At 44.4% G+C, this 11,877-nt stretch carries 10 protein-coding genes and 1 riboswitch; of the genes, 4 read left to right on the top strand and 6 right to left on the bottom strand.

Annotation, left to right across the window (positions count from 1 at the left end; translation table 11 throughout):
• The first annotated feature begins 125 nt into the window (after positions 1–125).
• On the top strand, positions 126–1,472 hold the full coding sequence (gene murD, locus ACWQ4X_RS01310) for a UDP-N-acetylmuramoyl-L-alanine--D-glutamate ligase (RefSeq protein WP_457902434.1): 1,347 nt from the start codon (positions 126–128) through the stop codon (positions 1,470–1,472).
• A 23-nt stretch (positions 1,473–1,495) separates the two neighbouring features.
• Positions 1,496–2,692: a putative lipid II flippase FtsW gene (gene ftsW / locus ACWQ4X_RS01305; protein ID WP_100242570.1), complete on the top strand. Its 1,197-nt coding sequence runs from the start codon at positions 1,496–1,498 to the stop codon at positions 2,690–2,692.
• An 84-nt stretch (positions 2,693–2,776) separates the two neighbouring features.
• On the opposite strand, the gene gluQRS is transcribed toward ftsW, so the two are convergent.
• The 6 genes from gluQRS to ACWQ4X_RS01275 form a co-directional block, all read right to left on the bottom strand.
• Positions 2,777–3,697: a tRNA glutamyl-Q(34) synthetase GluQRS gene (gene gluQRS, locus ACWQ4X_RS01300; RefSeq protein ID WP_457902433.1), complete on the bottom strand. Its 921-nt coding sequence runs from the start codon at positions 3,695–3,697 to the stop codon at positions 2,777–2,779.
• Between the two features lie 2 nt (positions 3,698–3,699).
• Complete coding sequence (gene dksA / locus ACWQ4X_RS01295; protein WP_100242568.1) at positions 3,700–4,221, bottom strand: RNA polymerase-binding protein DksA; 522 nt, start codon at positions 4,219–4,221, stop codon at positions 3,700–3,702.
• A 211-nt stretch (positions 4,222–4,432) separates the two neighbouring features.
• Positions 4,433–5,242 carry a 3',5'-cyclic-AMP phosphodiesterase gene (gene cpdA / locus ACWQ4X_RS01290; RefSeq protein WP_457902432.1) on the bottom strand — a complete coding sequence of 270 codons (810 nt, stop codon included), beginning with the start codon at positions 5,240–5,242 and terminating at the stop codon, positions 4,433–4,435.
• A 10-nt stretch (positions 5,243–5,252) separates the two neighbouring features.
• Complete coding sequence (locus ACWQ4X_RS01285; protein WP_457902431.1) at positions 5,253–5,873, bottom strand: NUDIX domain-containing protein; 621 nt, start codon at positions 5,871–5,873, stop codon at positions 5,253–5,255.
• Between the two features lie 76 nt (positions 5,874–5,949).
• Complete coding sequence (gene thiC, locus ACWQ4X_RS01280) at positions 5,950–7,845, bottom strand: phosphomethylpyrimidine synthase ThiC (RefSeq protein ID WP_457902430.1); 1,896 nt, start codon at positions 7,843–7,845, stop codon at positions 5,950–5,952.
• A 108-nt stretch (positions 7,846–7,953) separates the two neighbouring features.
• A riboswitch (TPP riboswitch) is annotated at positions 7,954–8,072 on the bottom strand.
• 106 nt (positions 8,073–8,178) lie between these two features.
• The gene (locus ACWQ4X_RS01275) at positions 8,179–9,237 is read right to left on the bottom strand and encodes a hypothetical protein (RefSeq protein WP_457902429.1); all 1,059 of its coding nucleotides are present in this window, start codon (positions 9,235–9,237) and stop codon (positions 8,179–8,181) included.
• A gap of 250 nt (positions 9,238–9,487) precedes the next feature.
• Here ACWQ4X_RS01275 and abuO point away from each other — a divergent pair, with 250 nt between their 5' ends.
• On the top strand, positions 9,488–10,810 hold the full coding sequence (gene abuO / locus ACWQ4X_RS01270) for a multidrug efflux outer membrane protein AbuO (protein WP_457902428.1): 1,323 nt from the start codon (positions 9,488–9,490) through the stop codon (positions 10,808–10,810).
• A 108-nt stretch (positions 10,811–10,918) separates the two neighbouring features.
• On the top strand, positions 10,919–11,641 hold the full coding sequence (phoU, locus tag ACWQ4X_RS01265) for a phosphate signaling complex protein PhoU (protein WP_100242563.1): 723 nt from the start codon (positions 10,919–10,921) through the stop codon (positions 11,639–11,641).
• The last annotated feature ends 236 nt before the right edge of the window (positions 11,642–11,877 follow it).

The following is an 11,877-nucleotide window of genomic DNA, read 5'->3' as shown; positions in this document are numbered from 1 at the left end:
TTTGACGGCTTTTTTACGCGCTGACACAAAAAAACAGAGAGAAAGTCAAAACAGAAAAAGCATTCAAAACAGCAAAGTGCTAACATTTTGTCAGTTTTACCAATCAACCAAAACATGGGGCAAAAATGTTAATACAGCGTGGTGGATTAAAAGTCGTTGCAGGGCTGGGAATTTCAGGTGTTGCAGCAGTAAATTTCTTACATGAAAATGGCTACCGCGTTGCAGTAACAGATTCACGAGCGACACCTCCAGGGCATGATCAGATTCCCGCGGAAGTACAAACCAGTTTTGGTCAATTGGATCAAGAATTGTTACTACAAGCCGAAGAAATTATTGTCAGCCCGGGTTTGGATCTCAAACTTCCTGAACTTCAAACGGCTGTTGCACAGCAAATTCCCGTGGTGAGTGAAATTCAAATTTTACGTCGTGCCACGGATAAACCAATCGTCGCGATTACGGGCTCTAACGCGAAAAGTACAGTGACCACTTTATTTGGTCTAATGGCGCAAGAGGCAGGTAAGAAAGTGGCTGTCGGTGGTAATTTGGGACGTCCAGCACTGGATTTAACCAAAGATGATCCAGAGCTGTATATTCTAGAATTATCCAGCTTCCAGTTAGAAACCACGTCGAACTTGAATGCAGCGGTTGCAGTGGTGCTGAATATGAGCGAAGACCATTTAGACCGTCATGGCGATATGTGGGGCTATCATCAAGCCAAGCACCGCATTTTCCAAGGCGTGAAAAAAGTAGTGTATAACCGTGATGATTCTTTAACTCGTCCTTTGGTGCCCGATGTTACGCCATTACAAAGCTTTGGTCTGAACGCACCTGACCTGAACCAATATGGCATTCTTAAAGATGATGATGGCACCATCTGGTTGGCACGTGGTCGTGAGCGTTTATTGAAAAGCTCGGACATGTATATCCAAGGCACGCATAATGTCGCGAATGCCTTGGCATGTTTGGCTTTGGGCGAGGCGATTGGCTTACCACTAGAGTCGATGCTAAATACCTTGAAGCATTTTAAAGGCTTGGAACATCGCTGTGAATTTGTCAAAGAAGTGAACCAAGTTCGTTATTATAATGATTCTAAAGGCACCAACATTGGCGCGACTTTGGCGGCGATTGATGGTTTGGGGGCAGCAATTGAAGCTCAACAAGGTAAAGTGGCGATTATCTTGGGTGGACAAGGCAAGGGGCAGGATTTTACTGCACTGAAAGACTCACTGGCGAAATACAGCAAGCTGGCGGTATTGATTGGTGAAGATGCCAAACAGATTGAACAGGCGATTGCAGGAACCACCACCATCTTGCATGCTGCGACGCTGAAAGAAGCGGTCGCATTGTGCCAAGCCCATACACAGGCGCATGATGTGGTGTTATTGTCTCCAGCCTGTGCAAGTTTTGATATGTTTAAAAGTTATGATGATCGTGGTCATCAGTTTGTCGATTGTGTGAATGCTCTAACTTAAAAGAATGATAAGGAGAGAGTTGTATGGCGGGTTTAGCTCAGACAACGATCAATAAAGTTCAGCAAGTCTATGACCGTGTCAGCCCAAGAATTCCTGCGGAATTTACCGCGCGTAATGTGCTGATTTTCTGTGTGATTGCCTTGCTATGTTTAGGTTCCATCATGGTGGCTTCGGCCTCTATGCCGTATGCCGATCGGATGATGGAGAACCCTTTCCATTATGTGGTCCGTCATGCCATTTCCATTGTGGTGGCTGCCGTAGCGGCTTTTTTAGCATACCGAGTTTCACTGAACGTATGGTTCAATAATACTTTTCCTCTGTGGCTCATCACCATTACATTGCTTGCTGCGGTGTTGGTGATCGGGACAGAAGTAAACGGTTCAACCCGTTGGATTCGTATTGCAGGCTTTACCTTGCAAGCCACCGAGGTTGCCAAGGTGATGATGGCGATCTTTACTGCGGACTATGTGGTACGTCGTGCCGCAGAAGTACGAAATAACGTCAAAGGTCTGGTGCGTCTAGCTGCCATCATGATCCTTACGGTAGGCTTGATCATTGCTGAGCCTGACTTGGGGGCAACGGTGGTAATTGTATTGATGATGCTAGGTGTGTTCTTTTTGGCGGGCGCACCCGTGATTCAATTTGGTATCGCACTTGGAGCTATTCTGATTGCCTTCTTCTTCCTGATTGTATTTGAACCCTATCGTTTTGAACGTTTGATGTCTTTTTCCAATCCGTGGAATGATCCATTGGGCGCAGGTTATCAGCTTTCCAATGCTTTGATGGCGTTTGGTCGTGGTGAATGGGTCGGGGTCGGTTTGGGTCACAGCATCCAGAAGATGTCGTATTTGCCTGAAGCACATACCGACTTTATGTTGGCGGTACTGGGGGAGGAATTTGGCTTTCTCGGGATTACCGTGGTGTTGCTGCTGTCTTTTGGCATGCTGGTGTGTTGTATCAAGATTGGTCATCGCGCACTCCGTAATCAGTATTTGCGTGCGGGCTATTTGGCGTATGGCATCAGTATCATTTTCTTGCTGCAAATTCTGGTCAATGCAGGCATGAATATGGGCATGTTGCCGACCAAAGGTCTGACCTTGCCATTCATTAGTTATGGTGGTTCTTCGTTAATTATGTGCGCAGTGATGATCAGTTTGATTCTGAAAATCGATGCCACTACACAAGACATCAACCCGAGTAAGGAAGAGTCCAGCTTCTAATAACGTTGGATTGTTAAGTGTCAGATTACAAACAATGCTTCATTTAAAAACTCCAGTCCAAAGTGACTGGAGTTTTTAATTGGATTAGAGGTAATGTCCTTCTAATTCGATACTATGTGGAATCAGCTCAGTATTCCACTGTGCCACGGCTTGTTGCAGCATTACTTCAGGTCGGTCGATATCTACTTCAGGTTGATGTAAAGCCTGTAATGCTTGTTGTAATAATGCTGGTGCTTGCGCTGGGTCTAGGGCCTGTGCGAGGTTCTGTTTCGACAGTTTTTGTCCCTGATCATTCATGGCCAATGGCAAGTGCATGTAATTCAGGCGAGGGTAGCCTAAAAGCTGCGCCAGCCAGATTTGACGTTCTGTATTATCCAATAGGTCTGCACCGCGTACTACGTGGGTAATACCTTGCAAATAATCATCTACCACAACGGCGAGTTGGTAATTGATAATGCCGTCACGACGTTTCAGGACAAAGTCGCCCAAATCCTGTTTTAAATTGGAACAATGTTGACCTTGCAGGCGGTCTTGAAAGCAAATGAGTTGGTCTTCAATCTTGACGCGAATGGCTTGATGTTCAAAGTCCAGGCCTAAATCACGACAAGTTCCTGCATAGATATGATTGGAACCCAGCATTTTACGGGTGCAGGCGCAGGCATAGACTTGATGGGCTGCTTTTAACTGTTCAAGTACCGCTTCATACAGTGCCAAGCGATCTTTCTGAAAGATGATTTCGGCATCAGGATAAAGCTGAAAGGCGTCTAAGCATTGTAAAATATGTTGTTCACTACCTGGATAGATGCGCGGAATATCGGTATCTTCGACCCGAACCAACCACTGTCCTTGTTGTGCTTTGGCATCGCAATAACTGGCCACTGCGGTAAGCAAGGAACCAAAATGCAAAGGGCCGGTTGGCGATGGCGCAAACCGACCCACATAAGCCATCCTGTTGTCCCCCTCCTTGGTGAAAGCAGGGGTTAGGGGAGGATTATTGAATAACATGCTTAACCGTTATTTTGCTTCTCTTTGATTTCAGCCAAAGTTTTGCAATCAATACACAAAGTCGCTGTTGGGCGTGCTTCTAAACGGCGTAAACCAATCTCGATACCACAAGTTTCACAGAAACCGTAGTCATCATTTTTGATGGCTTCAATTGATTGTTCAATTTTACGAATCAATTTACGTTCACGGTCACGTGTTCTTAATTCAATTGCAAATTCTTCTTCTTGCGTTGCACGGTCATTTACGTCAGGCAATGCAGTATTTTCGTCTTGCATGGTGTTGAGAGTACGATCCACTTCAGACATGAGCTCAGCTTTCCATGCCAATAAAATCTGACGGAAATGCTCAAGCTGCCCTTCAGACATGTATTCTTCATTCTTTTTTGGCTGATAAGGTTCAATACCAAATAAGCTCGCAGTAGAACCACCTTCTGTTGCCTTCGGCTTCACTTTACGTACGCGCTTAGTAGATTTGTCATCTACAACATCTTCATCCAAGACTTGGGTTTGGTTGTCATTCGCCATATAGGGCATTCCTCATCATATACGTACATCTATACGCAAAAAATATGGTGATATGCAAGTGTTTTTATCTACCGCCCATGCGGAGATTGTTCCACAGGGGTCGTCATCATATAGACTTTTTTCAGTTCTGGATAGTCTTTGATGTTTCGATTTAAGCTATCACCTTTTATTTAGCAGCCATAACATAATGGAAATAAAATGAAATGAAAAGTTAGTAGCCTGTAATTTCAATATTTATTTTTTTCTGTATGGGCTGAGTACGATGAACTTGAGTGCTGAACTCACCATTGGCTTTTAAATGTACGACACGATAACCTGGCGCTTCGTCATCGAGCGCAAAGTCATCACTGTGGGGTTTAAATTGTACACAGGTCGATGGGGTAGACAGAAAATGAATGCCATGCCATTGATTTTCCGAAGCTTGATGCACATGCCCGCAAAGCACCAGTTTCACATTACTGTGCTTGGCCAAGACATCGGTCAGATGTTCCGTGTTTTTCAGAATATGCTGATCAATCCAGCGTGACTGCATTTCAAAAGGATGATGATGACAGGCAATCAAGATGTGTTGCTCGGCATGCTGATTCAGAATCAGATCCAATTGCTGTAATTGTTCGGTTCCGATCCAGCCATCAATCTTTCCTTTGACGGCACTGTTTAACAGCACTAAGCACCAGTTCCCCATGGAAATGGCATGGACTTTGTTTTGCTGGTCATGAAATGGAAAGAATTCCTCACTATCATGGTTGCCAGGCACCTGATAATGCGCAAAGCCCGTGCCTTGCATAAAGCTCAGGTAGCGCTGATAAGTCTCTGGTGCAGGCACCTGTGCCAAATCACCCGTATGAATCAAAGCATGCGCATGCGGATATTCGTGTTGAATTTGTGCCATCACACGATGAAAACTGTGTTCAGGATTCATATGCACAAATTCTAAATCGTCCTGATTCATTAAATGTGTATCTGAAATCTGTATGATGGTCCAGCCTTGTGGCTGGTCATGTGATTGTTTCAAAGTCATGTCCTTCCCCTTAGACATTCCTTATTGTATTAATATGTTGTTCTAACCATTGCAATGCCATGATGACAGGCGCATTTCTGAGCCGACCATTGGTCAACAGGCTGCGAATGTCTGCATAATCTAAAATATGCAGTTGGATATTTTCACCTTCATCCGCAACACCAAAAACTCCACCCTGTTCTGGTAATGTCGCTTCTGCACTATATAAATGAAATAGTTCAGCACAAGCACCCGCAGAAGGGTAAAAGCTAAACAGATGTTGCAAGGCTTGCAATTCACATCCAGATTCTTCTAGGCTTTCACGGCGAATACAGCTTTCGGGTGATTCATCACCATCGAGTACACCTGCAATCACTTCCAGTTGCCAAGGTGAATCTGGATCATCCATAGCGCCAATACGAAATTGCTCAATTAAAGCGAATTTTTGTTGTTGATCATTATAAATTAAAACCCCTGCCGCTTCAGGACGTTGAATCAATTCCCGATGAATGACAGAGGTATAGTCGCTTTGCTGAAATAAACGATGCCGAAGGCTGACTTTTTCAACCTGAATAAAGCCGCGAAATAAATATTCTCGAGAAAGAATGTCGACTTCGTCGCTGTTATACGTGGCTCGTTTAATAATATTCATAAAGCTCGGTCAGGATGAAAATGACTATTTCATCCTAACGGAGTTTTTTCTGAACACAAATCTTTTTTTTAGCCAATTACACCTTGTGGTATAATTTTTGACCATGTTCGTGGTAGGCATTTTTCATCGCTTCTAGACCTGATTCTACTTCTGAATCTATTGCTTCTGAAGCAGACGCATTTTTTTGATTTTGCGCATAATCTCGCACATTCTGCGTGATTTTCATCGAGCAGAATTTTGGTCCGCACATCGAACAGAAATGGGCAGATTTATGTGCTTCTTTTGGCATGGTTTCATCATGCATGCTACGCGCTGTGTCTGGGTCTAAGGCCAAGTTAAACTGATCTTCCCAACGGAATTCAAAACGGGCTTTAGACAGGGCATTGTCACGGGCTTGCGCACCAGGATGTCCTTTCGCTAAGTCTGCTGCATGTGCGGCAATTTTGTAGGTGATAATGCCATCTTTCACATCTTTCTTATTTGGTAAGCCTAAGTGTTCTTTCGGGGTGACGTAGCACAGCATTGCCGTACCGTACCAGCCAATCATGGCGGCACCAATGGCCGAGGTAATGTGGTCATAACCTGGTGCAATGTCGGTGGTGAGTGGGCCAAGCGTGTAGAAAGGTGCTTCTTTACACACTTCCAATTGCAGATCCATGTTTTCTTTAATCATGTGCATGGGTACATGACCCGGACCTTCAATCATCACCTGTACATCATGTTCCCATGCACGATGGGTCAGTTCGCCCAGCGTTTTCAATTCGCTAAATTGTGCTTCATCATTGGCATCTTGCACACAGCCTGGACGTAAACCATCGCCTAAGCTGAAAGACACATCATAGGCTTTCATGATTTCGCAGATTTCATCGAAATGGGTATATAAGAAGTTTTCTTGATGATGCGCCAAGCACCACTGCGCCATGATGGAACCACCACGAGACACAATACCAGTCAAACGGTTGGCGGTCATTGGGACGTAACGTAATAACACCCCAGCATGAATAGTGAAGTAGTCCACGCCTTGTTCGGCTTGTTCAATCAAGGTGTCTTTAAAGATTTCCCACGTCAGGTCTTCAGCCACGCCATCAACTTTTTCAAGCGCTTGATAAATGGGCACAGTACCAATTGGAACGGGGGAATTACGGATAATCCATTCCCGGGTTTCATGGATATTTTTACCGGTTGATAAATCCATGATGGTATCTGCACCCCAACGGGTTGCCCAGGTCATTTTAGCCACTTCTTCATCAATGCTAGAACCCAGTGCCGAGTTACCAATATTGGCATTGATTTTCACCAAGAAATTACGCCCAATAATCATGGGTTCAATTTCAGGATGGTTGATGTTGGCAGGAATAATGGCACGACCCGCGGCAATTTCCTGACGGACAAATTCAGGGGTAATTTCGCGTAAGTTTTGTGCCCCAAAATTTTGCCCTGCATGCTGACGCATGTCGACGCCTTCACGTTGGCGCTGGTTTTCACGAATCGCAATATATTCCATTTCAGGGGTAATAATGCCTTGCTTGGCATAATGCATTTGCGTGACATTTTTACCCGTTTTGGCGCGACGTGGGTTCTGAATATGCGCAAAACGAATTTCAGCCGTGCGAATGTCTTTTAGACGTTCTTGTCCGAATTTCGAGGTTAGACCTGTTAAGACTTCGGTATCTTCACGTTCTTCAATCCACGTTTGACGAACCCAAGGTAAACCTTTATTTAAATCAATCGAAACATTCGGGTCCGTATAAACACCAGACGTGTCATAGACGCGTAAAGGCAGGTTTTGTTCACCACCCAAGCCTGTCGGGGTGTCGGTCAGGCTAATTTCACGGAAGGGTACACGAATATCTGGGCGAGAACCTTCAATATAAACTTTGCTTGAAGCAGGTAAAATTCGAGTTAAATCTTTTGCATCTTGCTCATGTTGAGCTGAAACTTCAGCAGGGGAAAGATTCGTTAATTGGTTCATAGCATGATCCTTATGAATGACATCAACGAATCAAGCACGACCAAAACTTGGCAAGTCTTCTGGTTAAAACGCGAGTGGTAAATTCACCAGATAGACGGAGGGCGGCAGTTTTAGGGAGCGCTTGATTCCTACGCAGGTGTTAACCTGATCAGGTTCAACGGTACTTGTGCTCATGTTTAGAACTACACAATCTCAGCGAGGCATTACTCGCGCTCCGTCAAGCTAGGGCAAATGTTAGCATGCAATCTGGGAAATGCACATGCATATTTGATGACATTTATTGCGGATTAAAATATGAGGATTGTGATGCTAACAATAAAAAAACAATTTGATTTAAGCGGCGGGAGCGAGGCAAATCGCATCACGGAAACAGTCGCGAGGTGAGCGCGTATTCAGTTCAGGTAGACCCAAAAATTGATCCAGTTGTTTTAAGGTGAGTAAGTTGTTTTGACCAGACTGCTTTTGTTGCGGGGTCAGTTTTACTGGAATTTGTGCTTGGCGCTGTTGCTCAGATAAATCCAGAAATTGCAGAAAGCGCTGGGCTTGCCATGCCAAATGCGACTGCTTTAATTTCGCCAGTTTTTCAATTTCAAACAGGCTGCTACTTCGAATCGCACTTTGATCGCTATAGCTTTCGGATACGGGTGAATTATTCATGCCCTTAAACAGGAAATGGGTATACATCTGCAGTAAATATTCTGCATCACGTTTATAGCTGCTTTGCGGATATTGCTGTACATAATTTTCCCAGAACAATGCTCGTGCCACAATTTCTTGTGGGTCAATGGTCAAGGCACCATCCAGAAACGGGGCTTGCATATTTTGCTGAGCCAGCTCAGTGATAAAGGCTTTTTCTGCTTCAGGCATGTAGGGTGCAAAGACAATCGCAAGATATTGTGGGCTGCGGCGATATGCTAGCATTCCTTCGCCTTGGTCGATCAGTTCAATATAGGCCTGCCCCTGATGTTTAATCAGATATTGGTCACGTAAAGAGAATTGCTCGAAGTGGCTTTGTTGAATGGTTGGATGTTGCGCCATATCAAAAGCATATTGCTCGAAAGCCAATTGCTGTTGTGGTGTGCGCTCGACTTCTAGGAAATTGTCGTACATCGTTGTCGACAATTTTAACAGCTGTTTCTGTTCATTTAATTTTAAAAGGGGGAGGCAGACTTTTAAATCTTGATTAATTTCTTCAAGGGCAAAGGTGGTGCGCTGATTATTGATCTCAGACATATTCTTTTTCAGGTTTTTACACATTAGAGTCAAATCAACAACTGCTTCTTGTTTTTGCTGTTTGGGCGGTTGTTCTTGAGTCACTGGAGACTCAGGTTGCTGGCAACCAAAGAGCAAGATGCCGCACAACAAGGCAAAGCAGGGTTTTATTGAAAGCATAAACTTGAATTTCACAACCGTTGGAACGTAGACCTAGAAGAAGCGTAGAGAGAAAACATTATTTTAAGCCTAAAAAATGCGTTGGGTTTGTACTATTGTGAGGGAGTTTGGTTACCAAAAGATGGGTTTGAAGTGCAGAAAAGCGTGGAAAAATTCGTGCAAAAGCGGGTTAATCACGTTAATTTATCAGCGTTTGCGTGGGTTCTTGCAGAGAACTTGTCATGAGTGACGCTTTACATCAGGGATAAGAATGAAAAAACATTGGCTGCTGGGTTTGTCTTTATGCGGGTTCGGGTTTGAGGCACATGCATTGGACTTGGTACAGGCGTATGCCAGAGCGCAGCAGACTGATCCCAATTGGCAGGCGAACAAATTACAGTACGAAGCAGATCAGCTGAATCTGGGGATTGCCAAAGGCAATTTATTGCCAACCATCACCGTTTCAGGCAGCAGTATCCGTAAAGCACAGCAGAATTCAGATGCTGCGCAAGCGAGTTTGTCCATTCCATCTTCCACGACCACGCATCAAATTGCCGTGACGGCACGCCAGCCCTTGTTTCGTTGGGATGCGTGGCAAGGCTACAAGCAGGTGGAAACTTCGGTCAATTTGAGTGAAGTAACCTTAAAGCTACAGCAACAGCAGCATATTCTCACGGTAGCAGAAAGTTATTTTGATGTGTTACGGCAGCAAAGCCTGACCCAAGCCTATCTACAAGAAGAACAGGCTTTGTTACAGCAATTGAATATGATGAATGCCAAGTTACGTGAAGGACTGGTGGCGAAAAGTGATGTCAGTGAAGCGCAGGCGCAGTATCAGAATGCCCGTGCAAACCGAATCTCGACCCAAGTGCAATTGCTGTTGGCACAAGAGCAGTTACAACAACTGATTGGACCTTATCGGGAAAATTTGGCAGTGATACGGGAAGATTTTGTTTATCAAAAACCCAATCCAGCGCAACTGACGGCATGGGAAGATTTGGCGCGTACCCATAATCTGGAAATACAACAAGCGCGTTTACAGCAGCGTTATGCAGAAGATCAGAAGCGGGTGGAAAAAGCTGCACTCTATCCGCAACTCGAAGCGGTGGGTACTTATGGTTATACCCAGCAGCAACCGTCCAGCGTGCTTTCTAGCGATGGACAATTTGACCAGATTGGGATTGAAATGAGCTGGAATGCCTTTACTGGAGGTACCACCCAGCGTTCCATTCAAAAAGCAGCAGTCAATGTGCGCAAGACCGAAGCACAATTAGAGGCGGCGATTCGTAAAACCCAAACGGAGGTCAAAAAAGCCTATTATCAGGTTGAAACCGACCAAGCCAAACTTGAAGCACGTCAAGCGGCGATGCAGTCTTCACAAGTGGTTTCGGACGCTTCACAGGCGCAATATCAGGAAGGTCTAAAAACCATGGTGGATGTGTTGCTGGCGCAGCGCAATGCATTTTCGACCAAGCAAGACTATGTAAATGCCAAATATGACTATATTTTGAATGTGTTGCGTTTAAAAGCTGCGGTGGGTCAATTGAATGAGCAAGAGCTGGAAAAAATGAATGTCTGGTTGGTCGAAAAATAATGGGAAAAATTTAGGGGATAGTGCGCTTGTCATCAAATGTTCATAATAGATATGCTTTAATATTGAGCGAAAGCGTTTGTCTTTAACCGCTGTTGTGGAGTATGCATTTTGAGCCCAAGTAACCCTGTTTTAAACCATCATATTTCTTCGCAATTTAACGAAGATTTGCAGGCGGTCAATACCAAATTTATGACCATGGGTGGGTTAGTTGAGCAGCAAGTGGCGAATTCAATTCATGCGCTGTTAGATACCGATGCCAATCTGGCGATTGATGTGCAGTATCAAGACAATACGGTGAATCGCTATGAACGCGAAATCGATGAAGCGCTAACTCTAATTCTCGCGCGCCGTCATCCTGCTGCAATTGACTTACGTATGGTGATTGCCATGAGTAAGGCCAATACTGACTTGGAACGTATTGGGGATGAAGCTGCGAAAATCGCTCGTATCGCGCAAACCCTGTGTGAAGAAGGTGGTTCACCACGCGGTTATATGGAAACCCGCCATATTGGCAACCAAGTACGTGTCATGATTCATGATGCTTTGGATGCTTTTGCACGTTTAGACGTGGATCAAGCCTTACGTGTCATGTTGGCAGATGCCGATATTGACCGTGAATACCAGTCTGCAACGCGTACTTTAATGACCTATATGATTGAAGATCCACGCCATATTTCACGTGTGATTAATGTGATGTGGGTATTGCGTTCACTGGAACGTATTGGCGATCATGCACGTAATATTTCCGAGCAAGTCATCTATATGGTAAAAGGCTTGGATGTACGCCATACCAGCGTGGCGGAAATTGAAGAAAAAGTTCAAGAACGTTAAGTTGCGTTGTTTTCAGTTGGAATTTTCGACTGAACTTTTAAAAATTGAAGAGACTCATACACGCAAGGTGTGGGTCTTTTTATTTGTCTAAGATTTAGCTTGAGCGGAAAATAAATTCAAGCGCAGCAAGTTAAAAAAAATCCCAGACTTTGGGGGAAATCTGGGAAGAAAATGAATAGGGGGATATTCTTCTAGTGTTCAGAGATGTCTCCATCTCCTTAATTGTCATTATAGTG

Source organism: Acinetobacter sp. NigerLNRRAM0016, from assembly GCF_054112845.1.
The sequence above is the reverse complement of the archived record's forward strand: the minus strand, read 5'-3'. Positions and strand labels throughout refer to the sequence as shown.

What these genes read in the sequence shown, in the direction of transcription:
- murD (WP_457902434.1), top strand. Translation starts at nt 126, where the DNA reads ATGTTAATACAGCGTGGTGGATTAAAAGTCGTTGCAGGGCTGGGAATT.
- ftsW (WP_100242570.1), top strand. Translation starts at nt 1,496, where the DNA reads ATGGCGGGTTTAGCTCAGACAACGATCAATAAAGTTCAGCAAGTCTAT.
- gluQRS (WP_457902433.1), bottom strand. Translation starts at nt 3,697, where the DNA reads ATGTTATTCAATAATCCTCCCCTAACCCCTGCTTTCACCAAGGAGGGG.
- dksA (WP_100242568.1), bottom strand. Translation starts at nt 4,221, where the DNA reads ATGGCGAATGACAACCAAACCCAAGTCTTGGATGAAGATGTTGTAGAT.
- cpdA (WP_457902432.1), bottom strand. Translation starts at nt 5,242, where the DNA reads ATGACTTTGAAACAATCACATGACCAGCCACAAGGCTGGACCATCATA.
- ACWQ4X_RS01285 (WP_457902431.1), bottom strand. Translation starts at nt 5,873, where the DNA reads ATGAATATTATTAAACGAGCCACGTATAACAGCGACGAAGTCGACATT.
- thiC (WP_457902430.1), bottom strand. Translation starts at nt 7,845, where the DNA reads ATGAACCAATTAACGAATCTTTCCCCTGCTGAAGTTTCAGCTCAACAT.
- ACWQ4X_RS01275 (WP_457902429.1), bottom strand. Translation starts at nt 9,237, where the DNA reads ATGCTTTCAATAAAACCCTGCTTTGCCTTGTTGTGCGGCATCTTGCTC.
- abuO (WP_457902428.1), top strand. Translation starts at nt 9,488, where the DNA reads ATGAAAAAACATTGGCTGCTGGGTTTGTCTTTATGCGGGTTCGGGTTT.